Source organism: Achromobacter animicus, assembly GCF_902859585.1.
Lineage (GTDB): Bacteria > Pseudomonadota > Gammaproteobacteria > Burkholderiales > Burkholderiaceae_B > Achromobacter > Achromobacter animicus.
The window spans coordinates 134,517-158,471 of the sequence record NZ_CADIJM010000007.1; the positions used below are offsets into that span (position 1 = coordinate 134,517).

The following is a 23,955-nucleotide window of genomic DNA, read 5'->3' on the forward strand; positions in this document are numbered from 1 at the left end:
AGGAGCCCCAATGGAACTCGTCCGCCCTCCGGAAGATCCGACCGTCCCCCGCCGCCTGCGCCGCGCCAGCTTCCTGCTGGGCTTCGCCATGGGCGGTTTCTTCGATGGCATCCTGCTGCACCAGATCCTGCAATGGCATCACCTGCTCTCCAACATACAGGTTGGCCCCCTGGGCACCCTGACCGCCCAGGTCGCCGCCGACGGCATCTTCCACGCCATCATGTACGTCATCGCAGCCGCGGGCTTGATCGAGCTGTACCGCGCCCGCTCCGCCGCCACGGCCGGCCCCGCGCTCCGTCCGCGATGGGGCCACTTCTGGATCGGCTTCGGCGTCTGGCACATCATCGACGCCCTGCTCTCGCATTGGATCACCGGCATCCACCGCATCAAGATGGACGCGGAGAATCCGCTGGTGTGGGACTTGGCCTGGTTTGTCGCATTTGGCTTGGTGCCGCTGCTATACGGCTGGCGCACACGCAACCATCGCCGTCCACCGCCCACAGGACGCACGGGCAAGACGTTTGCCAGCTTGCTGGTTGCAGGCGTGCTGACCGGCGGGCTGATGAACCTTTTTCCCTTGCGCGCGGACGCCGACACCACCGTCATCGCGCTGCGGCCCGGCGCATCGCCCGGGGCGATGTTTCAGGCGCTGGCGGATACCGATGCGCGGGTCGTATGGTCAGATTCGCAGGGATCCGTGTGGGTGATGACCGCGATTCCGACGGCGGAGAAGCTGCGGTTGTTTGCGGCCGGCGCGATGTACGTCAGCGGCTCGGTGGCACCGGCCGGTTGTTCGGCGTGGCTGAAGGCAGGCACCACCAGTTGACGTGCGCTTACCTGCGCCGCCCTCAGACACCCAGCAAAACGATCTGCGGTTCGGAGAAGAGCGCACGCCGCAAGCGCGAAGCGTCATCGCCAAACGCAAAACACCGCGTAAGTCCCACCAGGCCGCCCGCGCGGCCGACGTGGGACGGGCCCCGCAAACCGCTCCATACCCAAAAGACGCAGCCAAGAACCTCAAGAACTCCACCCGCCCCAGCGACCGCCAAGCTCAAGCCACTGGAGGATCAGATCCGCCGTCAGCCACCGCCCCACCGCGCTGCTGCCGAAACAGCCATCCAGCCATACGGTCCGCCAGCCCCGGCATATTCTGACCCAGCGTAGAAATAGCCCGCGACGCGCTCCCCACGTACAAATCCCGCGTCGGATGCTCCGCCGCGTGCAGAATCGCATCAGCCACCGCCTCAGGCGCGTAAACCGGCGCTGGGAGGCTAGGCTGAACGTCCATATAGTTGCGCGCGTGCGAAGTAAACCCCGTAGCGATCGAAGCCGGCTTGATCAGCGTCACCGACACCGCCGCCCCGCACGATATCGTTCAGCACGCTGTTCAGCCTGTTTTCCTGGCGTCCCACCAACACCACCTTCGCCCCGCGTTCAGCCGCCATCTTCGCTGTCGCCGCGCCGATGCCGCTGCTCGCGCCCGTAATCACCATCACCTGCTCACGTAGCGGTTTCAGTTTCAATTTCATTGAGTGCTCCCGCTTCCTAACGCGAAAACCGCGCAGCGGATCGGGCCAGCAATCCCCATTCCTGAAACGCGCCCCAAACGCCACCCCGTCCGCATCCATCATTTGGCTGCCCGAATTCTCGATGCACCCATCCGGACCGTTGTCGAAAAATTTACCGATGCTGGCAGCGTTGGTAATCGCCGTCGCAAGACGCCTGGTGGTCGTGGCCGACTCGCGCTTCAACGCAACGGCCGCCGTGCTGCAGCCGCCGCAGCGGACCATGCGGAACCCTGTTGCCGGCAACATTCCCGCGCTGGTTCGGCTGGCGGGTCGCGCTCGGTGCGATCGCTTTCGTGGCTTTCCTGGCGATCTTTTATCTGATGGTCTTCAAGCAAGCGTGATCGCGAGAAAGCCTGGCCGTCAGGAACATTTGTTGCGGCATCGGTTCGCTGTCCGCGGCTTGCAAGAGGACAGATCCAACCACGGAGCACACACCCTGCGGCACACGTCCAAACGCGCCGCGCACACGCATCCCGGCAGAGCGCCGGGTATCAGGAGAACGTTATGTTTGCACACAACAAGCGACTGCAATACACGGTACGTGTCAGCGAGACCAACCCCGGTCTTGCCAATCTGTTGCTGGAACAGTTTGGCGGCCCGCAGGGCGAACTGGCGGCGGCCTGTCGCTATTTCACGCAGGCGCTGGCCGAAGACGACCCGGGCCGCAAGGACATGCTGCTCGACATCGCCACGGAAGAACTGAGCCATCTGGAAGTCATCGGCACGCTCGTCGCCATGCTGAACAAAGGCGCCAAAGGCGTACTGGCCGAAGCCACGGAATCCGAAGCCGAGATCTACCGGCGTCTGAACGGCCCGGGCAACGACTCGCACGTCACGCAGGTGCTGTATGGCGGCGGTCCGGCATTGATCAATTCGGGCGGCCAGCTCTGGAATGCCGGCTACATCGACACCATCGGCGATCCGTCGGCGGACCTGCGGTCCAACATCGCCGCCGAGGCACGCGCCAAGATCATCTACGAGCGCCTCATCAACGCCACCGATGATCCGGGCGTCAAAGACGCGCTGGGCTTCCTCATGACCCGTGAAGTGTCGCACCAGCGCTCTTTCGAAAAGGCCCTGTATTCGATCGAGCCAAACTTCCCGCCCGGGAAGCTGCCCGGCGACCCGCGCTTTGCCTCGGTGTACTTCAACATGTCGCAGGGCGACGGCGACACCCGCGGCCCGTGGAACAGCGACGCCAACTTCGAGTACATCTCGGACCGCGAAGAACAGGGCGCCATCGACGGCGACGGCATGCCCAATGTGAACCTGACCGAAGACGAAGTGCTGGCCCTGCAGGCCATGGCGGCCCGCACGGCGTCGGACCCGAGCAGCGACCCGGTGACGGGTACGGAGCTCGGGCAGGTGAATGCGGCCGACGAACTGAAGCAGCCGTAACGCGACGCGCCGCAGCCCGGCGCATCCCTTGCCCGCCCCGCCCTTTCGGCCGGGCGGGCTTTCATTTTTTGCGGTCGGGCGGCTGACCTTGTCCGGACCGGTTGTCCACGGGCGGGGCGTCCGGCGTGGCGCTTCCCGGGTCCCACACGTCCGCAGGGTCCATGCCGGGCGGAAACTGGCGGCCCGCGCCCGTGCGGTTCGGATCGGCCGGGCGGTCCGAGAGCGTGCGCTCGCCGGGCGGCACCGGCTTGCGGTCCGCGTCGGCGGGGTCGTCCTGATGGGAATGGGGCTTCGTGCTCATGGGTCATCTCCTTGGGGTGTGTTCAGGGCCAGGACGTTTCCTGCATCGGCAACACCATCACCTCGGGCACCACGGTTTCCGGCGGTTGCGTCAATACGAAGCGCACCGCACGCGCGACGTTGGCGGGATCCTGCAGCGTGCTCGTATCGATATCCGGAAGCCGGTCCAGGAGGAACGGCGTGCGCATGCCGCCGGCGATGACGGCGCTGACCTTGATACCCATTCCGCGCAATTCAGCATGCAGGGCATGCGACAGGCCTAGCAATCCCCACTTGCTGGCGTGGTAGGCACTGGCGTTGGGCCACGCACGCCGCGCTGCGGTAGAAGCCACGTTCACGATATGGCCGCCGGGGCTGAGGCGGTTCTTGCCCAGCTTTGCCATCAGGAACGGTCCCGTCAGATTCGTGCGCAGCACGCGCTCCCAGACGTCGGGATCGAGTTGGTCGATGGACGCGGTGACATCGACGCCGGCGCTGTTCACGATCGCGTCCAGCTTGCCGAACTGCCGCACGACTGCGTCCATGCACTCGGCGACGTCGGCCGCCACGCCCACGTCCATGACGCAGGCCATGACGTCCGCGCCGCCTTCTTTCAGCTTGCCCGCGACAGCATTGGCACGCTGCTCGTCGATGTCGCTGACCGCGATACGGGCGCCTTCGGCCGCAAGCTGCTCGCACAGCGCCGCACCCAATCCGCTGCCGCCGCCGGTCACAAGGATTACCCGTCCGTCCAGACTCTCAAATTCATGCATGGTTGCGCTCCATTAAGCCGCGATGCGTGCGGCTGTCCGACGATCGCCGATCCCTGCGCACGAGTCCCGGATGCTGCGATGCGTATTGACCACGCAAAGCCCGCATGCACCAATACCCCGAATGGCGAACAGGAGGCACACATGGCGAACCCCGCATATAAGCGTGTGATGGAGGTGGTGGCAGCCGCCGCCGATGGCACCACCTACCGGATCGACAGATATTGCTCGCAGCCCCAAGGAGATGCGAAGGCCAGTTCTTATTGCTGCCTGCCTGACGGGCAGCTCGTGACATGGCAGGGAGACGGACATTACAAGCTGCCCGACGGCACGATCGTCACGATGGTGGCATCGCGACTGTGCTCCTAGTGCGCTCGGACCGGATCAAGCAGCGCAGCTATATCCCGCGAATCAACAGCCCAACGATGAACAGCACGGCCACGGCGCCAATCCAGACGGCCAGCATCAGCCACGGTCCCCGGCCAGTCCTGGCGCCGCGCCGCGCCGGGCGGGCGCGGCTGGAAGTATCGTCAACAGGTTTCATGATGCGCTCCCGGATCCCCACGCCCCGCTGGTGAGGCGATGACGGCCCCGCGCCGCGAGGACACAGGGCCGCACCAGCATCGTCACCCGCTTCATGCAGGTGGCAATTACTTTGCCTTGCCCGCCTTGGCCGCTTCAGCATTGGTCTGCTGCAGCGCCAGCATGCTCAGCTTCTCGTCGGTGGCCTTTTCTTCGGCCAACGTTTCCTTCAACAGCTTCAGTGCTTCGGTCTCGCCCAGTTGCTTGGCGAAGGTGCAAAGCGTGCCGTAGCTGGCGATCTCGTAATGCTCGACCTTCTGCGCCGCAGCGATCAACGCAGCATCGCGCACCGGGCCTTCCTCAACGTCTTCGATGACGTCTTTGCCTTCTTCCACCAGGCCTTCCATGGCGGCGCACTTGATCCGCTTCAGCCTGAAATCCGCGCCTTCGACGATCTTGTCGATGCGTTCGATCTGTCCGCGCGTCTCTTCAAGGTGCGTGTTGAAGGCTTCGGCCAACGTGGGGTCAGTAGCGGCGCGTGCCATCTTCGGCAGGGCGCGCGTCAGTTGCTTTTCGGCGCTGTACACATCCGATAGCTCGTGAATAAACAGGTCCTTCAATGTCTTCTGGCTCATGATCACTCCTGTGTGTGGATCGATGGGGAAGCGGGCCTTGCCCGTGCGGTAAACAGCAAGACGCATGCCGGTGAGTCTTACCGAAATAGCGAACGGGCAGGCCCGCTTGATCCATCAGTCGCCGGTGGGGACACCGGCACGTCTCAACGCATTTACTTCTTGGCCGACACGCTTTGCTGCAAGGTCTTTGCGGCCTGCAAGTGCTGCTGCAGGCTGGGCAGCGTTTCGATCGCGAACTGCTTGACCTCCGGGTCCTTCACTTCCTTCGAAGCCTTCTCGAACAGCTTGACCGCGTCCTCGTGCGCGTCCACGCCGATCTCGTCGGCGTACGCCTTGTCGAAGCCTTCGTCACGCAGTCCCAAGGCCTTGAGCTTGGCCGTCTGCATCATCGAAGGATCCTTGGGCGGCTCAAAGCCCTTGCTCTTGGCCAAGGCCTCGAGCTGCTGGGCCACCTTGGTGTGATCGTCGATCATCTTCTGCGCAAATTGCTTGACCTCGGCGTTCTGCGACTTTTCCAGCGCCATCTTGCTGCCGGCAACCTCGAGATGGCCGGACTCCGCGGCGTCTGTCAAAAAGCCGCGAGCCTCGCTATCGAGCTTGTTCGTTGCAGCGGGCACCTGGGCGCCAGGGGCCGCCGGGGTTTGCGCAAGCGCAACCGAACTCATGCCGAGGACAATTGCAGCGCCAAGCCCTGCTTTCAAAAGACGGTTTTTCATTCGGACCTCCAGTAGAAAATAAGTCGCCGGCTGTCGGCCTGATGCCGCCCGGCGAACAAGGAACATCCAGCAAACGTCATGCCCGTCCGCGCCGCGAAGCGCGGCCTGCCAGCGACGCGTCCGCGTTCGCCATTAGCCAAAATCGCCCTCGCCCACCTGGATAGGACCGTCGGTCGGCACCCACTGCGTGCGGTGCGCCAGTTCGCGCAACGCATCGGCGCCGCTTTCGAATGCACGCAGCAATTCCGGCGCGGTGTCATCGGCGGCGCCGAACCGCTGCCGCAGCACATCGCCCGATATCTCGAACTGCCGCGTCACACCGGCCGTTTCCATCTCGAATACGATGGCATCGCCTTGTGCTTTCGCGTTGGTGGCTTTGGTGAATTTCATTTCGGTCCCTCCTCGCGAGTGGTTGTCGGAGACGCGCCGCGGTGCGGAGCGCTTGCGGCAAAGGCAGCAAGTCGTGTTCCGTCACACCGCGCAAGTCAAATCTTCCGATCGTGTAGAAATCGCAGCAGTGCATGCGCATCAGCACGCGCGACGCGCCGTCATCTTTCCGCCACGCGCGACGGGAACAATAGTTGCGGCGATCCGGGAGTCACAGCGGCAGGGTTACCGGTCTCTGGTTGGGGAGTCCGGTGGCTGGCACGGCCTCGCCACGTCGCTGTGACCTTTGCGTTTTGTTGGACCGTGAGTCTTCGCCCCGCATCGCGCGGGGCGCTTTTTTGCGGCAGAAATAGCGTGTTTTACGGCGATGTAACAAGGAAACGCAGCGTTACACGCCCTCCGTTGCGCGAGCGCAGTGCCATCGGCACACTAGCTGCTCGCATCTTTTGGGAGAGTTGCCATGCAAGTGGATATCCAGAAGTTGGGAGCAGACGCCGCGCGCCAAGGGTTGACCCTTTTGGATTGCCCCTACCTTCGCTCCGCAGCCATGCCTGCGCAGACCGGCGAATCAGTCCATGAATGGCGCAGCCGCGTCGAGATGTGGAAAGCCGGCTGGAAAGACGGCGTCAGATCTCGCGTCGTCGGCCGCGCGCCGTCATCCCCCTTCACGATCACCCGCAGGTAGTCACTGCCTGCGGTGCGTATCCCGCCAGGGCCCTGGGCATCGTCCAGGGCCCGATTCATTTGGAGAACCGGCGGGCATTTGGCGGCGCGTTTTCACGAACAAATTCGCTTGCGGGCCTTGGTCGGGAATTCTTGCACTTTGTTGCACCCGCGCGGAGGCAGTTTTTGGAAAATCCCCGGCAGGAAATTTTCCGAACACCACGCTCTGGAGCGCACGATGAATACTGAAAAGGGTATTTGCGTAGATGGATTCAAAGTCCACTGCGATGTCATTGAGTTGCCGAGCGGCAAGTATCGGCTCGACGTCACGACCCGGCGTGACGGCGAACACGACGGGAAGGCCGTCTGGCCCATCCCGAGCGGCAAGCTTTTCTCGGCGCAGCACGAGGCCGAGCGTCACGCCAAATGGATCCTCAAGGGCATCCGGCGCGTCGACGCCAGCGGCGTCCCGCAGTTCTGCCTGACCTGATCTTTGCAAGACCCGGCGCATTGCGCGCTTAAGTCTTCTGGAGCGCCCTCGGGCGCTCTTTTTTCGTTGACCCCGCCCCCGCCGCGGGTCCGGGCACGCGCATTGCTCTGGCGTCACGGTCCTGTAGTGTCAATGCGCTATCGCACCACCGCAGAACCACAGCACGACATGGCCGGCAGCCCAGCAACGAGGCGCCGGCCCTTCAAACCGAGGAGCATCATGAAACGGCCACGCCACCGCACGCAAAAGGATTCAGCGCTTACGGCATACGCATGGCCATCTTGGCCGCTGACGTCGCGACGCTTTCCGGGATCGCGTTAAGTGCCCCGCCCCGCCGTGCAGGACGGCCAAACCCTGCCGGATCCGCGCGCGTCCACGCTGAAGGGCCTGCTTGGAACCTGTCTGCTCGCACTCAGCGCGTTCGGCGTCTTCGCGCTGTGGCGTTACCTGGACGCCTCGCATCCGGCGGTGGGTGCAGCGCTGCTGGGCGGCTTGCTTGCCGCTGGCGCCACCGCGCTGGGCGCGTTGCCGGTGGCCTTTTCGCAACGGGTGCCCGAACGGGTCCAGGACACGTTGCTGGGATTCGGCGCCGGCATCATGCTGGCCGCCTGCGCCTTTTCTCTCATCATTCCGGGCCTGGACGCCGCCCGCGAGCTCGGCAGAGGGCCATGGGGCGCCGGACTCTCCATCGCCGGCGCCATCCTGCTCGGCGCGTCGGCGCTGCTGATTCTGGACCGCGTCCTGCCGCACGAGCACTTCATCAAGGGCAAGGAAGGCAAGCCTGCCCGCAACCTGCGGCGAACGTGGCTGTTCGTGTTTGCGATCACGCTGCACAACTTTCCCGAAGGCCTGGCGATCGGCGTCGGTTATGCCGGAGCAGACCCCGTGCAGGCCGGCTCGCTGGCCTTGGGGATCTCGATTCAGGACGTGCCCGAAGGCCTGGTGGTGGCCATCGCGCTGCTGGCCGCCGGGTATCGGCGCGCGTTCGCGGTGGGATTCGGCATGGCCTCCGGCCTGGTGGAACCGCTGGGCGCAGTGCTGGGTGCAACCATCGTCGGCTGGTCGGCGTCGTTGCTGCCGTGGGGGTTGGGCTTTGCCGCGGGCGCCATGCTGTTCGTCATCAGCCACGAAATCATCCCCGAGACCCATCGGAAAGGTCACGAAGTCCCCGCCACCTGCGGTCTGATGCTGGGATTTGTGTTGATGATGGTGCTGGACACGGCCCTGCAGTGACGTCAGGGCAGCGATACGGCTTAACCGGTATACACGCGTCATTCCGCCCTTTGGTGCAATGTGCGTTGACGACGCTCATCCGTTTTCAGTAATTTAGGCCGGTGAGCCTCGCGCTCACGTTTTTTGTATAGGCCGTTTTTGTCCGTTTCTCAGTAAGCCGTTTCGTCTGCAAGCCAACCCCCAGGAGCTCGAATATGAAGAAGCACCTACTGATGATTGGTCTTATTGGCTCAATGACCTTCGCGGTCACCGGCCAGGCAGCTGATGCGAAAAAGCCTCTTGCGCTATGGCAATGCCAGGATTTCCTAGGCGTCCAAGAGACCTATCGCCCCGTCGTCGTCAGCTATGCAGAAGCGCTTAACAACAAGGGCAAGCCCGAAGAGGCCGTGCTTGACGTCGAGGGCATCAGCACCCGCACGCCGATGCTCGTCAAGCAGTGCAACGAAAACCCCAAACAGATGCTGCGCGACGCCCTGGCGGGTCTGAAGAAATAATTGTTCGCGCTCCCCTGGAGCCTGCGCTCCGGGGGATTTGGCTGAATCCCCCGTTCCCTCACGCTTTTCCCCCGCGCTGCCCATCGGCGGTGTCGCGGTCCCCCTCGCGATGCAGACGGTCCAGAACCGACTAGCGCATGCAGCATGCGTAGCATCGTCCCCATCAACGCGCCCCAAGGTGACGAAGCGGCCGAGCCGGTACTGGCGTCGGCGCGCGGATAGGCACGCGGCTTGCAGCCGGAATGCGTTTTCAAGGAGAACACCATGAACGCCATCCATCCCGGCGGCCGCGATACGGCCGCAGACGCCCACGATCCGGCGCGTGCCGCCACGACCGCAGACGGCAATCCCGCCCCCGACCCGTCGACCGAAGACCAGGTCGATATCGCGGATCGTGTGCAGAAGGATCTCGCCAAGGCCAACGACCGGGAGCGCGCCCGGCAAGATGCGTCAGTGGAGCAACAGGCCATTGATGGCAATTCCGCGCCGCAGCCGGACGTGGAAGGCGGCATGTTCAAGCCGGCCGACGACACGCCGGCCGTGCTGCCGGAGAAGTCCGGGCCGAAGGAGTAAACCTTCCGTCGCTATAGCCCCAGGGTCAGCAGCATCAGGAACGCGCCAAACAGCACAAAGTGCGTCAGGCCTTCGATAGCGTTGGTCTGGCCGTCATTCAGGTTGATGGCCGCCACGATCAACGTGACCAGCATCATCAGCGTCTGCAGCGGCGTCATCGCCATGTCGATCCGCTGGCCGGTGAAGAGGGCCATGGCCTCCATCGCCGGAACGGTCAGGATCACGGTCGACAGCGACGCGCCGAGCGCGATGTTGACCACCGACTGCATGCGATTGGCAAGCGCCGCCCGGAAGGCCGTCAACATCTCGGGCGCGGCCGAGATGCCCGCCACCACCAGGGCGATCAGCCCGACCGGCACATCCATCCCTTCCAGACTGCGGTTCAGCGCATGCGACATCAGCTCGGCCAGCGCGCCCACCGCCACGATGCCGACCGCCATCACGGCGGCCGACTGGCGCCAGGCGGGACCGCCGCCGGGCGGCACGGGCGTGCGCGTCTTTTTTTCGGGATAGCTGTAGCTGAAGAAATAGCTGTGAGGCCCGGTCTGCATGCGCACAAACACGCCGTACATCAGCAGCATCGACACCACGGTGAAGGCGCTATAGGCGCGCCAACTGGGCTGCGGCACGAACTCGGGAATGATCATCGACACCGTAACGGCGGTCAGGATCATCACGCTGTACGTGCGCGCCGAATCGTCGTTGTATGCCTGCTCGCCGTGCTTGAACCCGCCGATCAGGGCGGCCACGCCAAGAATGCCGTTGATATCCAGCATGACCGCCGAATAGATGCTGTCGCGAACCAGCGTCGGCGAGCCCGCCTTGGACGACACGATCACCAGCACGATCACTTCCACCAACACCGCTGACAGCGTCAGGATCATGCTGCCGTACGGGTCGCCGAGCTTCTGCGCGATGCGTTCGGCATGGCGCGCAACGCTCAGGGAGGCGGCAAGGATCGCCGCGATCAGCACGGCCGTTTCCGCCAGGCTTGCGGCTTGGCCTAGACCCTCAAGTTGCGGGTTGATCATGAACCCCGCGATCGCAAGCACGCAGGCGAGCAGCAGGAACTTTTCGGAATGCAGTAGGGATTTCATCGCAACGTAGCGGGCCGAAACATCGAGAGCCTAGCACGCACCGTTCCAGCCGAGGCGCGCGGAATCGGGCATGCGGCTTGCTGTCCATGGGGTCCGTGCATGTATGGATGGAGCGCCATGCCGAAAAGGAACGCAGCAATGCGGCAAACGAGATCCAGGCCGCAACCACGACCCCGGAAGACCGGCAAACCCAATCCGGTTTCCCATTTTTTTGACCGCTTCGCGTCGCTTGTGACCAAGTGGGCGGGCTCACCCGTCGCCTTTGGCATCGCGCTGATCGCGGTGGTGTTATGGGCGATCTCGGGCCCCGCGTTTGGCTTCTCCGAGACCTGGCAACTGGTCATCAACACTGGCACCACGATCATCACCTTCCTGATGGTTTTCCTGATTCAGCAAAGCCAGAACAAGGACAGCGAGGCGCTGCATCTGAAACTGGACGAGCTGCTGATTGCGGTCAAGGGGGCCGACGAGCAACTGGTCGACGCCGAGCGTCTGGATGAAGACAAGCTGCTTGCCTTGGCGTCCGCATTGACGGCCCGCGCCCGCAAGCAGCATCGTCAACGGGCACGCGGCCGCCGCCGCGATTGACCCATTACCGGGCCGTCGGGCGCGCACTTTCGCACGCGTCGTGCTGCTTTCACGCCTGCACAGCCATTTGCCGGATCGCGGCCTGGGTGATCGCGGCAAACGCCTTCGGATCGTTGAACGCACGCGCGGTCAGCATGGCGCCATGCACGGTGGACATGAAGGCCTGCGCCTCGACCTGCGCGCTATCGCGCAATTGAAACTGCCCTGCCTTCGCTCCGGCTTCAAGCACCGAGGCGAGCCAAGCGGTCAAATCCTTGAAATAAGCCCGCACCTCGGCCGCGACTTCCTGGGGAATCATCGGCGACTCCGCCGCCAGCATCGCGCAGATGCACATCGACGCGCTGCCTTCGCGGATGCACTTGGCCCAGTAGTCCGTGTAGGCGGTCAGGCGTTCCACCGGATCTGCCACGTGCTGATCCAGCGCCGCCAGACCCGCGAGCGCTTCTTCGCGATGGCGGACGACGACGGTCAGGACGAGTTCGGCCTTCGTCGGGAAGTGATGATGGATGCTGGGTTTGCCGATTCGCACGCGTTCGGACACATCGGCATAGCTGAACCCGTGATAGCCGCCTTCGGCGAGCAGCAGTTTGGTGTGCGCGACGATCTCGGCGGCGCGGGCAGAAAGTTCCAGGCTCATGGCCAGAATGACTCCGATTGGCGGGGGGCAAGTCGATGCGAATGCGCGCCAATCTACTAGTTGGTCGGTTGCGTGTCAAGACGGCCACCGCGCCGCCTTGTCCGTGTCCAACTATGGAATCGCCGACACGTCCCGGCCGGTAGGCGCCTCGAGATTGCCCGAAGGATGCGCCGGCCGCGACAACTGCGCCGGACTCGACCGGGCCGAAGGCATCGGCGGACGTCCCGTACGTGACACACTCGCCGGATCCGCAGGCCGCAACGCGCGAGAGGCTTGCGTGGCCTGCAACGCCCGCGCTGTCCGCAGCCGCCTCACCTGGTCGTCCAGCTGCGCACGCAAGCGCTCGATCTCCGCGTCATCGGCCGAGCGCAACGCGGCAGCGCGCACTTCCTCAATCATCTTTTCCAGCCGCGTCATGTCCGGATCAGGCAATGGATTGCTGACGCGCCGCACCTGCATGCGGCCCATCAACTCGTTAACGCGGTCGCGCAGCGCCACGGCAGCCATCGCGCGCAGGGGCTGCCGTATAAACTTTGGCCATCCGAGCGAAGCTCCCGCGGCCAGTGCCGCCGTCCGCGCCCACGCCCCGCCGACCTTGCTGCGGGGCGCGCTGCGCGCCATGGGAACGGAGAGCGCCTGGCGGTCACGTTCCATCTTGGCCAGAAGGGCCGCCTTGTCAGCTAGCGTGGTCATCTTGGGCATAGTGGCTCCGTGCAGCAGCGGTATCGAGGCGCACCTGGTGGCTCAGCTCCGCAAAGGGCGATCCCTTCGGTGCGCTACGTGTCGAAATGGCGAGCGAAATGAGCGTGATGAGCAACCACGCGCCGGCAACGAGCCACGCGGCAAGTTTGCGATGCTCCGTGTCCCAGAAGCTCACGATGGCGGCCACCGACACGAACCCCAACGTGCCCAGCCCGCAGAAAACCAGGGCCACGCTGCTGATCACCGTGGCGACGAGCGCGGCCCGGTACAGGGACAGTTCGATGCCTACCAGCTCAACATAGTCCCCCGAGCGTTCGGCAGCAAAAGCCGCGATGCGGCGCAATCTGCGCAAGCGTTCTGAAATCATGGCGTCTCCTTGGGGCGATGACGGGCGATGTCAGCAAATCTCATACCCGTTCGCACCGCGAGACGCCACAACGCGGCTGTTAACGCCAATGCGCCGGCCAGAGCTGCACGTGGAGTCTGAGCGATTGGCCGGCGACGCGATCCTGCTGGAAGGTGTCGCCCTATCCTCGCCCGGCAGCGCGTCTGCCAGTCAGGCGCAGCAGCAACCCCGCCAGTTGCTCCAGCCGATAAGGCTTGGACAACAGCGGAATACCTTCTTGCCCCGCCCTTTTCACTTCCTCGCCCAGAAAGCCGGTCATCAACGCCACCGGAAGATCGGGCCTCTGGGCGCGCACTTCCCGCGCCAGTTGAATGCCGCTCTTGCCACCGGGCATCATGGCATCCGTCAGCATCACATCAATAGCGGCGCCGTCATTCAACACGTCCAAGGCTTCGGCGGCACTGGCGGCGGGCGTCACGACATAACCCAGCTCTTCCAGCATGCTGGCGGTCAGGGTCGCAACGTCCGCGTCGTCTTCCACCAGCAGCACGTTCAAGGCCGCCGGCCGCTCCTGGACCACGCCGGACTCGCCCGATTTTCCCTGCGCAGCCAGCCGCCGTTTCGACCGCGGCAACAAGACCGAAACCGTGGTGCCGACGTCCATCTCGGTGGAGAGATCGATGGCGCCGCCCGATTGTTTGGCAAAGCCGTACGCCTGCGCCAGTCCCAGCCCCGATCCCTTGCCGACATCCTTGGTGGTGAAAAACGGTTCAAACACGCGTTCAGCCACCGCCGGGCTCATGCCGGTCCCCGTGTCCGACACCCGCAATGCAATGTGATCGACGGTCAATTCACCCTTCCCGGATGCGGTCATGTTCTCGGTCCGGATTTCGATCACACCGCCGTCCGGCATGGCGTCGCGCGCGTTGACCGCCAGATTCAGGATGACGAGTTCCAACTCGCCAGGGTCCACTTCGACCGGCCAGAGGTCGTCGGCCAGCGCCAACGCAATGACGATGTCGCCGCGCAGGCTGCGCTCGAGCATCTCGAGCATGTTTTGAACGACCGTGTTCAGGTTGAGAACCTCCGGACGCAACGCCTGGCGGCGCGCGAACGTCAGCAATTGGCGAGACAACGAGGCGCCGCGGTCCACCGCCTGCCGCATCGAGCCATACAAGCGGGTGCGCCGCGCTTCGTCGATGGGACGCTGCAGCATTTGCAGCCCGCCGGAAATGACCATCAGGAGGTTATTGAAGTCGTGCGCCACCCCACCGGTGAGCTGACCCAGCGCTTCGAGTTTCTGAGCCTGGCGCAGCGATTCCTCGATCCTGCTGCGCTCGCGCATCTGCTGCTGAAGCTCGGCGTTGGCCAGTTCCAGTTCGCGCGTCCGGCTTGCCACGACCGACTCAAGCGCCTGCGCGGCCTGCTTCTCAGCTTGCAGCAACGTGCGGATTTCATATTGCCGGGTCCGGGCGCGCGCCGCCGTTTGAACCGTGGTGGTCAATGCGAGGCTCTGAACCGGCCGTTCCAGGAGCGAGACATTGCCCAATAACTCGGTCATTTTCTCGCGCCAGCGCACGATGGGACCGGTTTGCGTCTTGCCGGTCAACACGACGAACGGCAGCCCCGACCACGCCGGCTGCGCCTTCAACCACTCGGACACCAGTTCCAGGTTTTTGCCAAACAGACCTTCCTCGGTCAGGCAGACGGCCAGGGCGCCAGCGTCCGCCTGCGCCAGCACCTCCTCGATATTGCGACAGACGAACGTGTCGAAACCCGCGCGCTGCAGCAGCCGCGCGCCGGCTTCCCCGTCTCGGCCGATCGGTGCGTAGACGAGCACCCGCGATTCAGCGTCCTCAGGTCGATGCATCGGGATTGTTCAGCAGAAGGCGCAAATCGTCGCCGGTGTATTGCGGCGTTCCCGAAAATATTCCGTGAAACGAGGTCAACGGCGGGCCAACGACCAGCCCATCTTCGGACATGCTGAATTCGCGGATGGCATGTTCGTGCGCGCCACTGCGCTTCTTGACGACGGAGATGGCTCGCCGGACGCGTCCGTCGTGCTCGAAATACCGCAACATGATCACCGTATCGCTGAGATAGCTGATGTCCATGGGCGTTTCCATCGGGCCCACCAGACCGTGCTGGGCCAGGATCATCACCGTCGTCACGCCCTGCTGCCCCAGGTAGCTCAGCAATTCGTGCATCTGCAGAATCAAAAAGCGCCCGTCGGGCATGGCGTTCAGATAGCCGTTCAAACTGTCGAACACCACCACGCGCGCGCCATCATCTTCAACCGCGCGGCGAACTATCGCCGTGAATTCGCCCGGCGCCATCTCCGCGGGATCGACTTGTCTGAAGGTCAGAAGCCCTGCGTCCAGCGCGGATTCCAGCGGCATTCCCAGTGCACGTGAGCGCGCGAAGAACGTGGCCCGGGACTCGTCGAACGCGAAAATGGCTGCGTGCTCGCCGCGCTGCGTCGATGCCAGCGCATAGGTTGCCGCAAGCGAAGACTTGCCCACCCCCGCCGCGCCGATCAGCAGAACATTCGTCCCGCGGTCCAACCCGCCGCCCAGCAAGCTATCCAGTTCGGCGTTGCCGCTGGGCGTGGGCGTCGGGGAAAACGCTTTGTGATGCTCCGCCGCAACGAGCCTCGGATAGACCTCGAGCCCGCCCTTCCTGATCGTGAAGTCGTGGTAGCCACCGCGAAAATCCATGCCGCGCATTTTCAATATGCGCAGCCGCCGTCGCTGGGCGCCGTAGTCGACCGCCAATTGCTCAAGTGCGATCACGCCGTGCGAGATCGAGTGCAATTGCAGGTCGTCCTCTTTGGCCGCCTGGTCGTCCAGCAGGATCACCGTACACCGGCGATTAGCGAAAAAATGCTTCATCGCCAGAATCTGCCGGCGATAACGCAGTGAGCCCTGCGCCAGCAGGCGCAGTTCCGACAGGCTATCGATGACGACCCGTGCTGGGTCAAGCTGTTCAACCTTGTCCAGGATCAGGCGCGTGGTCTCGGTCAGCTCCATCTCGGCGGGGTGCAGAACGGTGAGTTCCCGCTCGGGATCCAACACGTCTTCGGACACCAGTTCCAGGATCTCGACACCGTCCAATGACCACCCGTGGCGATGGGCGACCAGACTGAGTTCGGCCGGACTTTCGGAAAGCGCGACATAAAGCGCGCGCTCGCCGTGACGGACGCCTTCCAACAGGAATTGCATTCCCATGGTCGTCTTGCCCGTGCCCGGCCTTCCCTCGCAAAGATACATTTTGTTGGGATCCAAGCCGCCGCCGAGAATGTCATCGATGCCGAGGTTTCCGGTCGAAATTCGGGGGTCTGGCTTGAAAGCCGCAGTCTGTTCTTCAATCGTTGCGCTCATGGCTTTCCCGTAAAAACGAGTGAGAAAGCAAGCATATCGCCATCGTCAATCCCGAATGGCATCCAGCACGAAAGATATGTTACGTACTGAATCGCACCCATCGGACGAGAATCGCGGCTTCAAGTCCGACCAGAAGGAGGTCAGCGCGGGATTGCACGGCCTGGCTCGCCGCTTGGCCCTGTAACAAAGGCGCAATGCAACCCGCAAGAAAACGCCCGCCTTCTGCATACGAATGCAGAAGGCGGGCGTCTTGCGGGTCAATCAGCTTATTCGAACGAAATCTGAAGTTGAGGATTGATCTTCCATTCGAATCGGGCACTGGCCTCGCCGCCGCCGGCGTCCTGGGCCAACACCACATACCGGCCTTCTTGCGGGGTCGGCGGCACCAAGCCCCGTAGCGTGCCGGTGGCCTCGTCGAACTGCAGGCCTTCCGGAAGCCGGGCGGGCGTCGTGCCGTCCTTGTCGAATAGCGTGTAGCGCACCGCACCGCTTCCGCCCGTGGCGTTTACCACCGGCACCGCCGACGGCATCGTGGCGCCCGCCGTGAGTTCGATCGGAAGGGTGGAGACCTCCAGCGCGGGCGCCAGGTTGAAATCGACGGGAATGGAAACGCGGGCGCCGCCCTCGTCGCTGATGGTGGCCGTAAGCCCCGCCATTTTTTCCAGGGACTTGGGCACCGCGCCGCTGACACGGCCGCTGCCGTCGAGCACCAGCCCGGAAGGCATGCGCATGGCGCTGCCGTCGGGATTGGAATAGGAAACGGCGTAGTTGCCGGTGCCGCCGCTGACGTTGATGAACTTGACGGGGCTCTTGATGCGCCCGCCCGCCGTCGCTTGAATGGAGCCGCCCTCAACGTTCAAGGGCGGATTGATGGTCAGTTGCACGGTACGGCTGGCCTTGCCGCCGCCGCTGTCTTCAACCTGGATGAGATACGTCAACGTCTTGGGGCTGGCCACGGAAGGAGCGGCGCCAGACAGCGAACCGTCGGATCCGAACACCAGCCCGGCCGGCAGTTCGGCGGGTTTGCCGCTGGTATCAAGCAGCCGGAAGTTCAACGCCCCGGTGCCGCCCGACGTGCGCACCCGGATCAACTGGGAATTGAGCGTTGCGCCCGAGGTGATGGAGAGGCCCTTGTCCGGTGCCACGGCAGCCGGGCGGGCGCGGGTGATGTCTTGAGATCCCGTGGTTGCCGCGGACGCCGCCGGCGCTTTGGTGCCGGATGAAGGTGCCCCCTTGGCAGGCGCGGCACGCTGAGTGATTTTCCCCACGGGCGGTTTGAAGTCTTCGGCAGCGATGGCTTGGCCAGGCGTGACTGCGATCAGTCCAACAGCGGCTCCCAAGCACGCGAATCGGGAGATTATCTTTTTATTCATAACGGTCCTTGTGACTTAATCAACGATGCGCAGTGCGCATTACACGTCTCTCTACAAGCTGGGCGCGTCGCCCGCCTTATGAGACCCCAATTACCCTGTGCCTTTCAGCTAGGCCTTGATGCTCCGCTTTGCCTCGTTGCATTTACATAACGGAGTCGCGCAAGGCTGCAGGCCACGTTCAGCGTCAACGAATCTGGAAACTGGGCGACACATTATTCCAAGATCAACAGACCGGAATGCAGAGTAGAACTACCTCTTTGCATGCCCAAAATCGCGGTGCGCCTGAGCGAGCCGCCCGTCGCCCTCGGGCTTTATCAGACCGATGAAAAGGCGGGCCAAGGCGAGCGATGTGTTGATGTTCAACTTCGAATAAATGCGCGCCTTGTGGTTGTCCACGGTTCGGACTGAGATATGGAGATCCTCGGCAATCTCCTTGCTGGAGTTTCCAGCGATGACGCCTTGGACGATCACGAGTTCGCGCGGCGTGAGCATGGCTTTGCGCGCTTCTTCCTGGTCCGCGCAGACACGGTTCAAATGGGCACCACGGCTCAGGCGCAGCGCAAAATGAATGGCCTGGCCGAGCCGGCTTGAGTTCAACGGCTTGGCGAAGAAATCGACCGCGCCGCGCCGCATGGCTTCAACCGCATCGCCGAATTCGGGATCTGCCTTGATGAAGATTGTTGGCAACGCCGCGTTCGCCTGGACCAGGTCGCGCTGCAAGGCGGTCTCGGCAGCCGGCTTTCCGAAATCCATGATCAGGCAATCGCACTCGCCAGCCGTATAGATGGATAAGAATTCGCGGACCGTTCGGCTCTGCACGACCTCGATGGAAAAGTCCGCAAGTATTCGGCGGACCGCCCACGCCGACGACTCGTCTTCGTCAACGATGTAAGCCTTTGCGCCTGGGGGGGTGGGATTCGGCCCGGCCGCGGACGCAGCCTTTGCCTGCGGCGCCAGGCGGGAGTCATGGAAGATACGCGGGTGGTACTGCCCCCACCTCAGCGACTGTTCGAAATACGGCATCATCAGTAATGGCAAGAATGCAAAGCGTCTGACATGGCTGGCACCCATCGCTGCTCGCGTCTACCGCTTGAGCGAGCCATCCGGATTGGCCTGCACAGCGCACCGAAGTATAGATACGCGTCCCCTACCCTCCCATCAGAGGATTATTAATCTCGCGGGGGCAAAGACCTCTTCTGTTGATTGCGCCGCGAAGCCGCCGCTACGGCGTGGCCCAGGCCTTCAAGAGAGCGCCATGCCGGACCGCGCATTCGCCATACTGCACCGCAAGCGCCATATAACTGCGGGCTAGATCGTCCCAGTTGTCACTTGTGACTTCCGGCACCGGCGGGCACGGTTGACCCAGGTTCGCCGGAAGAATTGGCCAGACGGCCGGCTTCGTTGATGTGCCGCAGGCGCTCAGCGTCAATGCGGCAGTCAGCAGGCAGAGGCCTCTGAGCTTCGACACGGGTGTACCTCTGGATTGTCATGGAACGGGCAGCGCGCAATATGGCGAGCGCATCCTCCAGACTGTTGGAAACGACGGCCAGGCGCATCGTCTGATTTTTGAATTCGTGCAACTCGGTCAACGTGTGTTCAGCGTTCGCTTTTGCCATGCCGGCGTGAAACTGGTGAAAGCCATACCACCGGACGCTCATGAACAGCGCCGCCACCAACGTTGCGCCGATCAGGTACGGCGCAATATTGCGCAGTTGCGAAATCAAGGGCGTCCCTCCCACTCGCGTGGAATCTGGAAGTGTGGGCCGTCCTTGAGCGTCTTCCAGTCTCCGCCCCACTCCACCGGAACGCCAAGTTCGGCGGCGCAGCCCTTGACCACGGCGGCCAGATCGGCAAAAGCCTGCCAGTCGCTCCATGGAATGCCGCCGTTGACGATGGGCGCCAGATCGACTGCATGGCTCAAGCCGTCCCGCTGAGGCAGGTGGTAGCTGGCCATGGTCTGACTGGCGCCGCGACGCACATAATCATGCTGCTGCGCGAGGGTTCGCACGCCCTCAACCACGGTGAAATCGACCGAGGTGCGCTGGATGGCGAGCTGCACAACATCGACCAGATCCGGGTGCACCCCCTCAAGGCGAGCGAGGCTGCGCTGCGAAAGTCGAAAGACGCTCATCTTTTCAAACTCCTGAGTTTTTACGGGGCGCCCATGTCAGGGCCTTTTTCCGCGAACGCGGTCGATAACGGCCTGCCACAACGCTGGAATCGGCATGGCCTGCACGGCGTCCCAAGCGCGAGAAACAATAGCCATGCCAAACATCCCGGTAAGAAACCCCGTCAAGCCCTCGGGGATTCCCAACATGACCGAAAGATAAGGCGCCGCGTAGTAAGCGCCGAGCGACCCGCTCAACGCCATACTCAATCGGGCAGGCCACGACCCCTGCAGGTATTGCATGGACACAACCGCGCCGAGCACGCCGGCGAACTTTGCCGCGAGGGCGTCGATGTCCTGGATGTTCAAGTGGGCCTCCTGTTGTCGTAAAAAAGCCCGCGGAGGGCGGGCATGGAAAGCGGATCATCGACACGAAGCGCAAGGAGGTACGGGCGAAGAACGCTGAGCAGCTCCACGCTCAACTGGAGACATCATCGGGACCCGCCGGCCGCAGAAGTTCGGCGCGACGCTCCGGCACCAACAATCCTTTGGCTATGTAGAGATCAAGCCCAGCGGCGATGTGAGGATCCTCCACGTTGATAATTCCAGCTCGATTAAAGTCGTCATACACGAGACCCACCTCCATATCGGTGAGCTGTGCCTTCCTGATCCGGATTTGCTCCTCGACAGCGAATCGCTTCATATACTCACGCGGAGAAAAAACGCTTTTCGCCACGGCGGGAACCTCGGGCGCGGCGAACTTGCCGCTTTCATAGAGATAACCCTCCTGCACCCCTGCGTGCGCTTCGACCCACTTGAATTCGGGATGAAAGCGCCCCGCAGGATCGATGCTCGTTGTTTCAGTAACGCGGCCTTCTTGAATCAATGCCCAAATAGTCATCATCATCACCATTCGATAAATACAACACCGGCGCCGCCTGCGCCCCCTGCTGCGGTGGCGTTATACGCCGCACCGCCCGAGCCCCCCGCACCATGAAATCCGGTGGCACCGTTCACGCCCAACGTTACGTTGCCTGTCAGATTGACGGCGTTGGGGCAAGCGCCATAGAGCGTCGCGCCGCCAGGGCCGGACATGGCGTACACGCCATTCAGCACCGCCGCAAAGCTGCCTGCGGAACCGGGCACCCCCAATTGGCCTGTTCCCGAAGCGCCGCCCCCGCCGGAACCGCCGGGCACCCCACTAACGTTCGGCGCCGGGCTTCCACCAGTCGCCGAAACAAACGTACCGAAGGAAGACATTCCGCCGGATGTACCGACCGTGGTGTTGGAGACGCCGCCACTGCCGCCGGCGCCAACCGTGACCACAACGCTAGAGGCCCCCGCCAGCTCTACCAGGCTGATGACCGACATGCCGCCGCCTCCGCCGCCGGCTGCTGCACCAACAACGGCAGGACAAAAAGCACCTCCGCCGCCACCGCCGCCGCCAATGACTGTCACCCGAACCCGGGACACGCCATTCGGCACGTTCCACGTGTGAACGCCCGCCGTGTCGAATAGTCGAAGGCCGCGTTGCGGAAATAGCTGAGGAAGCGAAGAAGGCGAGATGGCTTTACGCGTCTCGTTGCCGACGAGCGTTTCGGCTGCGGTAGCGATCCGGATAAGACCCTGCCGCGTACTGTCTGCGGTCAAGCTTGCCAGGCTTGCCGGCGTCACCGCCCGGCTGGCATCCATTCCGCTAATGACATCGGCGGAGGTAGCAATTCCGGCCGGAAGCGCCACCCACCCCGTACCGCCCGTATCGGGATTCGAAGAATTTGCATTTACGGTACTCAGCCAATACCGGTTCTCGGCAGCCGAGAGCAAGATTGCGCCTTTGGGATATCCGGAGATCGCGGCGGAAAACTCGGGATCGTACTTGTAGCCGCCGCCCGCGGCAGCCCACCGTTGGCCGTCGGTGACAAAATTCAAAATCCCATTGAAATCCGCCCCATAAGGCGGCACGCCCCCCGCCGCCAGCGGCGTCATGGTCAGCGGCGGAAATCCGTCGGTAAACGATGCCGCGCCGGGCGTTACGCCGATCTGCGAGCCGACGGGAATGGTGTTCTTGGTGCCGAACTGCGCGAACGGCACGGCGGACTTGCTGGGTGCATTGCTAGCTTGCATGGATAAGCCCCGAAGATGTGAAAAATGCGCCGGATCCGAAAGGCTGCATCAGCGCCTCGCGGAACCCGAAGGTGGTTGGAAGGTCGACCTGCAGCACGCTGGCCTGGACCGCAGCCGGCTTGGGGATCGCGCCCGATTGGGTCAGGATGGCGATTTCGTAAGGTTCGAGCGCGAACTCGAACACATAGCGGAACTCCATGTTCCCCGTGTCCGATACGTAGCAGCGCCCGCGGCCGGCGAAGAGGTTGGAGAGCAGCCGGTTCAGGCTGGCCGAAGTGCAGTCGGAGATATTGGCCAGCGCCTTGACCAGGATGAGCTTGCGGTATGCGTCGTCAGTCAGGCGGAAGGTCTGGGTCGCCTGCACGCCGGCGAAGAACGGCGCCTCATCAAACGGCTTCCAGCTGATCGCCTCCTCAAAACCCAAGTAGGAAACATCGCCCGGTACGGTCAGCATGCGGCCGATGTCGACTATCCTGCCCCAGATGTCCAGACCGAACCCCCGCGCCGTCTCCACGTTCCAGACGAAGTCGAAGAACGCATCGAAATCCGCGTCGGGGTTGATGTACTCGTCCATGTTGTTGATCAACTGGACGAGCGTCGGGCTGTTGGCGTACTGGCTGATGAGCGTGCGGGCGACCAGTCCCGGCTTTGGATAGACCGTCATACCAGCGTCACCGAAATGTCGTCGGCCGTGACGGTGGGCCGGCGGTTGATGGGCACCGTGAGGCTGGCTGCGGTCGGCGTCGATGTGCCCAGCAGCAGCGACAGGATCGACACGGACGGGCTCAGCTGCGAGATCGACGCGTAGAACCGGCTGGCGTAGAGCGTCGAGCCGATGCGCGCTCGCAGGCCGCCGTCACCGCCATTGAAGGCGTTGATGATCGCCTGCCGGGTCAGGGCAACGATGTCCGACGGCAGCGCCGGGTTGTCCGCCAACTGCACCTCGAAGAGCACCGGCAAGGCGGCAGGGGTTTCCCACTGCACGACGTACGAGGGATAGGGATAGGAATATCCCTCCCGGTCCTCGACCGTGTACGACATATTGCCGTTGTAGTCGGCGCCGTTGCTCTTCTTGCGCCAGATCGCATCGGCGATGTCCGCCGCCTCGCCGCCCGCCACCGCCACCCAGATCGAGTGCGGCTTCAAGACCACGCCGCCGATCGATTTCGGCGTCGACTGGGTGTTCTCGGTGACGTAGGCATCGATGACGCCCTCGACGTTGGCCACGTTGGCGTATAGCGCGGGAACCGAGCCGCGGGCGTTCAGCGCCACGGACTGGCGCCGGCGCGCTTCGAATTCCGCGCGGCTTTCCACGTCGGCACCCACCGTGCCGGCGTCGGCGTTCGATATCGAGTCCCAGCCCGGAATAGCCTGGTAGATCCGGTTCAACGCGCCCGGCGCACAATCCACCGGCCCGTCGACCGAGCAGGCGAACAGCAGGTCGATGCGGCCACTGGCCGGGATCGTGCCGGCCTGTGTGCACAGGTACAGATGCCCATCCAGGGCTTCTGCGCGCGCGCCGACCGGAATGGTCACACCGGTAAGGCCTGCGCACGTCGCAATCACGGACGTGGGCAAGCCAGGTTTGCGGTCCAGAAAATAGATCCGCCCGATGGCGTCCTGCATGCGGCCATTGGCAAACGCCGGGTCGACCTGGTTCACATACGACGCGAACTCGTTGTTCTTGTCGCCGATGATGGCGGTCGTGCTGGAGGCCAGCTGCCCTTGCGGCGTTTCCAGGGCGTCGTTCAGTCCACCGCCGAACGCGGCGTCCATGTCCGACTGAACCCCGGCCAGGATCGCGGATTCGCTGGGCAGCACCAGTCCTTCCGGCGTGAACTGCACGCGCGGAACGTGAGAGATATTCGACATG

General features: G+C 63.4%; 32 protein-coding genes. 9 read left to right on the forward strand and 23 right to left on the reverse strand.

All coding sequences use genetic code 11. The annotated features are described in order from the left end of the window. Window positions 1-10 precede the first annotated feature (10 nt). The gene (locus HV681_RS17820; protein WP_175124312.1) at window positions 11-826 is read left to right on the forward strand and encodes a DUF2243 domain-containing protein; all 816 of its coding nucleotides are present in this window, start codon (window positions 11-13) and stop codon (window positions 824-826) included. Window positions 827-1,271: 445 nt separating this feature from the next. Here the strand turns inward: HV681_RS17820 and HV681_RS27890 are convergent, their stop codons facing one another. Continuing rightward, complete coding sequence (locus HV681_RS27890; RefSeq protein WP_254595011.1) at window positions 1,272-1,814, reverse strand: SDR family NAD(P)-dependent oxidoreductase; 543 nt, start codon at window positions 1,812-1,814, stop codon at window positions 1,272-1,274. Window positions 1,815-2,072: 258 nt separating this feature from the next. On the opposite strand from HV681_RS27890, the gene HV681_RS17830 reads away from it, so the two are divergent. Next, window positions 2,073-2,966: a manganese catalase family protein gene (locus HV681_RS17830; protein ID WP_175124313.1), complete on the forward strand. Its 894-nt coding sequence runs from the start codon at window positions 2,073-2,075 to the stop codon at window positions 2,964-2,966. Between the two features lie 61 nt (window positions 2,967-3,027). On the opposite strand, the gene HV681_RS17835 is transcribed toward HV681_RS17830, so the two are convergent. After that, the gene (locus tag HV681_RS17835) at window positions 3,028-3,267 is read right to left on the reverse strand and encodes a hypothetical protein (RefSeq protein WP_175124314.1); all 240 of its coding nucleotides are present in this window, start codon (window positions 3,265-3,267) and stop codon (window positions 3,028-3,030) included. Between the two features lie 22 nt (window positions 3,268-3,289). Continuing rightward, complete coding sequence (locus HV681_RS17840; protein ID WP_175124315.1) at window positions 3,290-4,018, reverse strand: SDR family oxidoreductase; 729 nt, start codon at window positions 4,016-4,018, stop codon at window positions 3,290-3,292. Window positions 4,019-4,159: 141 nt separating this feature from the next. Here HV681_RS17840 and HV681_RS17845 point away from each other — a divergent pair, with 141 nt between their 5' ends. Next, the gene (locus HV681_RS17845; RefSeq protein WP_175124316.1) at window positions 4,160-4,384 is read left to right on the forward strand and encodes a hypothetical protein; all 225 of its coding nucleotides are present in this window, start codon (window positions 4,160-4,162) and stop codon (window positions 4,382-4,384) included. Window positions 4,385-4,412: 28 nt separating this feature from the next. Here the strand turns inward: HV681_RS17845 and HV681_RS17850 are convergent, their stop codons facing one another. From HV681_RS17850 to HV681_RS17865, 4 genes are all read right to left on the reverse strand, one after another. Next, window positions 4,413-4,559 carry a hypothetical protein gene (locus HV681_RS17850; RefSeq protein WP_175124317.1) on the reverse strand — a complete coding sequence of 49 codons (147 nt, stop codon included), beginning with the start codon at window positions 4,557-4,559 and terminating at the stop codon, window positions 4,413-4,415. Window positions 4,560-4,665: 106 nt separating this feature from the next. After that, the gene (locus tag HV681_RS17855) at window positions 4,666-5,172 is read right to left on the reverse strand and encodes a YciE/YciF ferroxidase family protein (RefSeq protein WP_175124318.1); all 507 of its coding nucleotides are present in this window, start codon (window positions 5,170-5,172) and stop codon (window positions 4,666-4,668) included. A 152-nt stretch (window positions 5,173-5,324) separates the two neighbouring features. Further along, window positions 5,325-5,888 carry a DUF4142 domain-containing protein gene (locus HV681_RS17860; protein ID WP_175124319.1) on the reverse strand — a complete coding sequence of 188 codons (564 nt, stop codon included), beginning with the start codon at window positions 5,886-5,888 and terminating at the stop codon, window positions 5,325-5,327. A 132-nt stretch (window positions 5,889-6,020) separates the two neighbouring features. Beyond that, window positions 6,021-6,278 carry a DUF1488 family protein gene (locus tag HV681_RS17865; RefSeq protein WP_175124320.1) on the reverse strand — a complete coding sequence of 86 codons (258 nt, stop codon included), beginning with the start codon at window positions 6,276-6,278 and terminating at the stop codon, window positions 6,021-6,023. A 457-nt stretch (window positions 6,279-6,735) separates the two neighbouring features. On the opposite strand from HV681_RS17865, the gene HV681_RS17870 reads away from it, so the two are divergent. The 5 genes from HV681_RS17870 (at window position 6,736) to HV681_RS17890 (ending at window position 9,728) form a co-directional block, all read left to right on the forward strand. Beyond that, a complete protein-coding gene (locus HV681_RS17870) occupies window positions 6,736-6,960 on the forward strand; it encodes a CrpP-related protein (protein ID WP_175124321.1) in 225 nt (74 codons plus the stop codon). A gap of 216 nt (window positions 6,961-7,176) precedes the next feature. After that, window positions 7,177-7,428 carry a hypothetical protein gene (locus HV681_RS17875; protein WP_175124322.1) on the forward strand — a complete coding sequence of 84 codons (252 nt, stop codon included), beginning with the start codon at window positions 7,177-7,179 and terminating at the stop codon, window positions 7,426-7,428. Between the two features lie 354 nt (window positions 7,429-7,782). Continuing rightward, window positions 7,783-8,661 carry a ZIP family metal transporter gene (locus HV681_RS17880; protein ID WP_175124404.1) on the forward strand — a complete coding sequence of 293 codons (879 nt, stop codon included), beginning with the start codon at window positions 7,783-7,785 and terminating at the stop codon, window positions 8,659-8,661. Window positions 8,662-8,855: 194 nt separating this feature from the next. Beyond that, entirely contained in the window at window positions 8,856-9,155 is a 300-nt protein-coding gene (hdeA, locus tag HV681_RS17885; protein WP_056563757.1) for an acid-activated periplasmic chaperone HdeA, read from the forward strand. A 264-nt stretch (window positions 9,156-9,419) separates the two neighbouring features. After that, window positions 9,420-9,728 carry a hypothetical protein gene (locus HV681_RS17890; protein ID WP_175124323.1) on the forward strand — a complete coding sequence of 103 codons (309 nt, stop codon included), beginning with the start codon at window positions 9,420-9,422 and terminating at the stop codon, window positions 9,726-9,728. An 11-nt stretch (window positions 9,729-9,739) separates the two neighbouring features. Here the strand turns inward: HV681_RS17890 and HV681_RS17895 are convergent, their stop codons facing one another. Continuing rightward, window positions 9,740-10,825 (reverse strand): calcium:cation antiporter, encoded by a 1,086-nt coding sequence (locus tag HV681_RS17895; RefSeq protein ID WP_175124324.1) that lies wholly within the window; start codon window positions 10,823-10,825, stop codon window positions 9,740-9,742. A gap of 117 nt (window positions 10,826-10,942) precedes the next feature. Here HV681_RS17895 and HV681_RS17900 point away from each other — a divergent pair, with 117 nt between their 5' ends. Then, window positions 10,943-11,413, forward strand: coding sequence for a low affinity iron permease family protein (locus HV681_RS17900; protein ID WP_437340389.1), 471 nt, complete (start codon window positions 10,943-10,945; stop codon window positions 11,411-11,413). Between the two features lie 49 nt (window positions 11,414-11,462). On the opposite strand, the gene HV681_RS17905 is transcribed toward HV681_RS17900, so the two are convergent. The 15 genes from HV681_RS17905 to HV681_RS17970 form a co-directional block, all read right to left on the reverse strand. Next, the gene (locus HV681_RS17905) at window positions 11,463-12,050 is read right to left on the reverse strand and encodes a TetR/AcrR family transcriptional regulator (RefSeq protein WP_175124325.1); all 588 of its coding nucleotides are present in this window, start codon (window positions 12,048-12,050) and stop codon (window positions 11,463-11,465) included. A 111-nt stretch (window positions 12,051-12,161) separates the two neighbouring features. Further along, complete coding sequence (locus tag HV681_RS17910; RefSeq protein WP_175124326.1) at window positions 12,162-12,752, reverse strand: hypothetical protein; 591 nt, start codon at window positions 12,750-12,752, stop codon at window positions 12,162-12,164. After that, the gene (locus tag HV681_RS17915) at window positions 12,727-13,119 is read right to left on the reverse strand and encodes a phage holin family protein (RefSeq protein WP_175124327.1); all 393 of its coding nucleotides are present in this window, start codon (window positions 13,117-13,119) and stop codon (window positions 12,727-12,729) included. Before HV681_RS17915 ends, HV681_RS17910 begins: the two co-directional genes overlap by 26 nt. Window positions 13,120-13,279: 160 nt before the next feature. Further along, the gene (locus HV681_RS17920) at window positions 13,280-14,968 is read right to left on the reverse strand and encodes an ATP-binding protein (protein WP_175124328.1); all 1,689 of its coding nucleotides are present in this window, start codon (window positions 14,966-14,968) and stop codon (window positions 13,280-13,282) included. Continuing rightward, window positions 14,955-16,478 carry an ATPase domain-containing protein gene (locus HV681_RS17925; RefSeq protein ID WP_175124329.1) on the reverse strand — a complete coding sequence of 508 codons (1,524 nt, stop codon included), beginning with the start codon at window positions 16,476-16,478 and terminating at the stop codon, window positions 14,955-14,957. The genes HV681_RS17920 and HV681_RS17925 overlap by 14 nt, the downstream gene beginning before the upstream one ends. Window positions 16,479-16,744: 266 nt before the next feature. Next, a complete protein-coding gene (locus HV681_RS17930) occupies window positions 16,745-17,623 on the reverse strand; it encodes a putative Ig domain-containing protein (RefSeq protein WP_175124330.1) in 879 nt (292 codons plus the stop codon). Between the two features lie 477 nt (window positions 17,624-18,100). Next, window positions 18,101-18,922 (reverse strand): response regulator transcription factor, encoded by an 822-nt coding sequence (locus HV681_RS17935; protein ID WP_175124331.1) that lies wholly within the window; start codon window positions 18,920-18,922, stop codon window positions 18,101-18,103. A 151-nt stretch (window positions 18,923-19,073) separates the two neighbouring features. Continuing rightward, window positions 19,074-19,274, reverse strand: coding sequence for an Rz1-like lysis system protein LysC (gene lysC, locus HV681_RS28195; RefSeq protein WP_422652830.1), 201 nt, complete (start codon window positions 19,272-19,274; stop codon window positions 19,074-19,076). Further along, the gene (locus HV681_RS17940) at window positions 19,177-19,575 is read right to left on the reverse strand and encodes a hypothetical protein (protein WP_175124332.1); all 399 of its coding nucleotides are present in this window, start codon (window positions 19,573-19,575) and stop codon (window positions 19,177-19,179) included. The genes lysC and HV681_RS17940 overlap by 98 nt, the downstream gene beginning before the upstream one ends. Beyond that, window positions 19,572-19,982: a M15 family metallopeptidase gene (locus HV681_RS17945; protein ID WP_175124333.1), complete on the reverse strand. Its 411-nt coding sequence runs from the start codon at window positions 19,980-19,982 to the stop codon at window positions 19,572-19,574. Before HV681_RS17945 ends, HV681_RS17940 begins: the two co-directional genes overlap by 4 nt. Before the next feature lie 36 nt (window positions 19,983-20,018). Next, window positions 20,019-20,327: a hypothetical protein gene (locus HV681_RS17950; RefSeq protein ID WP_175124334.1), complete on the reverse strand. Its 309-nt coding sequence runs from the start codon at window positions 20,325-20,327 to the stop codon at window positions 20,019-20,021. A gap of 109 nt (window positions 20,328-20,436) precedes the next feature. Beyond that, the gene (locus HV681_RS17955; protein ID WP_175124335.1) at window positions 20,437-20,865 is read right to left on the reverse strand and encodes a hypothetical protein; all 429 of its coding nucleotides are present in this window, start codon (window positions 20,863-20,865) and stop codon (window positions 20,437-20,439) included. Beyond that, window positions 20,865-22,082 carry a glycine-rich domain-containing protein gene (locus HV681_RS17960; RefSeq protein ID WP_175124336.1) on the reverse strand — a complete coding sequence of 406 codons (1,218 nt, stop codon included), beginning with the start codon at window positions 22,080-22,082 and terminating at the stop codon, window positions 20,865-20,867. Before HV681_RS17960 ends, HV681_RS17955 begins: the two co-directional genes overlap by 1 nt. Next, window positions 22,072-22,746, reverse strand: a complete 675-nt coding sequence (locus HV681_RS17965) for a DUF2612 domain-containing protein (protein ID WP_175124337.1) — start codon at window positions 22,744-22,746, stop codon at window positions 22,072-22,074. Before HV681_RS17965 ends, HV681_RS17960 begins: the two co-directional genes overlap by 11 nt. Then, window positions 22,743-23,954, reverse strand: a complete 1,212-nt coding sequence (locus tag HV681_RS17970) for a baseplate J/gp47 family protein (protein ID WP_175124338.1) — start codon at window positions 23,952-23,954, stop codon at window positions 22,743-22,745. The genes HV681_RS17965 and HV681_RS17970 overlap by 4 nt, the downstream gene beginning before the upstream one ends. Window position 23,955 lies beyond the last annotated feature (1 nt).

Bases quoted from the DNA above. Each gene is read 5' to 3' on its own strand.
- HV681_RS17895 (WP_175124324.1), bottom strand. From the start codon at position 10,825: ATGAAATCCCTACTGCATTCCGAAAAGTTCCTGCTGCTCGCCTGCGTG.
- HV681_RS17860 (WP_175124319.1), bottom strand. From the start codon at position 5,888: ATGAAAAACCGTCTTTTGAAAGCAGGGCTTGGCGCTGCAATTGTCCTC.
- HV681_RS17855 (WP_175124318.1), bottom strand. From the start codon at position 5,172: ATGAGCCAGAAGACATTGAAGGACCTGTTTATTCACGAGCTATCGGAT.
- HV681_RS17910 (WP_175124326.1), bottom strand. From the start codon at position 12,752: ATGCCCAAGATGACCACGCTAGCTGACAAGGCGGCCCTTCTGGCCAAG.
- HV681_RS17845 (WP_175124316.1), top strand. From the start codon at position 4,160: ATGGCGAACCCCGCATATAAGCGTGTGATGGAGGTGGTGGCAGCCGCC.
- HV681_RS17840 (WP_175124315.1), bottom strand. From the start codon at position 4,018: ATGCATGAATTTGAGAGTCTGGACGGACGGGTAATCCTTGTGACCGGC.
- HV681_RS17945 (WP_175124333.1), bottom strand. From the start codon at position 19,982: ATGAGCGTCTTTCGACTTTCGCAGCGCAGCCTCGCTCGCCTTGAGGGG.
- HV681_RS17965 (WP_175124337.1), bottom strand. From the start codon at position 22,746: ATGACGGTCTATCCAAAGCCGGGACTGGTCGCCCGCACGCTCATCAGC.
- HV681_RS17935 (WP_175124331.1), bottom strand. From the start codon at position 18,922: ATGGGTGCCAGCCATGTCAGACGCTTTGCATTCTTGCCATTACTGATG.
- HV681_RS27890 (WP_254595011.1), bottom strand. From the start codon at position 1,814: ATGTTGCCGGCAACAGGGTTCCGCATGGTCCGCTGCGGCGGCTGCAGC.
- HV681_RS17905 (WP_175124325.1), bottom strand. From the start codon at position 12,050: ATGAGCCTGGAACTTTCTGCCCGCGCCGCCGAGATCGTCGCGCACACC.
- HV681_RS17850 (WP_175124317.1), bottom strand. From the start codon at position 4,559: ATGAAACCTGTTGACGATACTTCCAGCCGCGCCCGCCCGGCGCGGCGC.
- HV681_RS17865 (WP_175124320.1), bottom strand. From the start codon at position 6,278: ATGAAATTCACCAAAGCCACCAACGCGAAAGCACAAGGCGATGCCATC.
- HV681_RS17870 (WP_175124321.1), top strand. From the start codon at position 6,736: ATGCAAGTGGATATCCAGAAGTTGGGAGCAGACGCCGCGCGCCAAGGG.
- HV681_RS17960 (WP_175124336.1), bottom strand. From the start codon at position 22,082: ATGCAAGCTAGCAATGCACCCAGCAAGTCCGCCGTGCCGTTCGCGCAG.
- HV681_RS17820 (WP_175124312.1), top strand. From the start codon at position 11: ATGGAACTCGTCCGCCCTCCGGAAGATCCGACCGTCCCCCGCCGCCTG.
- HV681_RS17915 (WP_175124327.1), bottom strand. From the start codon at position 13,119: ATGATTTCAGAACGCTTGCGCAGATTGCGCCGCATCGCGGCTTTTGCT.
- HV681_RS17970 (WP_175124338.1), bottom strand. From the start codon at position 23,954: ATGTCGAATATCTCTCACGTTCCGCGCGTGCAGTTCACGCCGGAAGGA.
- HV681_RS17925 (WP_175124329.1), bottom strand. From the start codon at position 16,478: ATGAGCGCAACGATTGAAGAACAGACTGCGGCTTTCAAGCCAGACCCC.
- HV681_RS17955 (WP_175124335.1), bottom strand. From the start codon at position 20,865: ATGATGATGACTATTTGGGCATTGATTCAAGAAGGCCGCGTTACTGAA.
- hdeA (WP_056563757.1), top strand. From the start codon at position 8,856: ATGAAGAAGCACCTACTGATGATTGGTCTTATTGGCTCAATGACCTTC.
- HV681_RS17900 (WP_437340389.1), top strand. From the start codon at position 10,943: ATGCCGAAAAGGAACGCAGCAATGCGGCAAACGAGATCCAGGCCGCAA.
- HV681_RS17920 (WP_175124328.1), bottom strand. From the start codon at position 14,968: ATGCATCGACCTGAGGACGCTGAATCGCGGGTGCTCGTCTACGCACCG.
- HV681_RS17875 (WP_175124322.1), top strand. From the start codon at position 7,177: ATGAATACTGAAAAGGGTATTTGCGTAGATGGATTCAAAGTCCACTGC.
- HV681_RS17830 (WP_175124313.1), top strand. From the start codon at position 2,073: ATGTTTGCACACAACAAGCGACTGCAATACACGGTACGTGTCAGCGAG.
- HV681_RS17890 (WP_175124323.1), top strand. From the start codon at position 9,420: ATGAACGCCATCCATCCCGGCGGCCGCGATACGGCCGCAGACGCCCAC.
- HV681_RS17835 (WP_175124314.1), bottom strand. From the start codon at position 3,267: ATGAGCACGAAGCCCCATTCCCATCAGGACGACCCCGCCGACGCGGAC.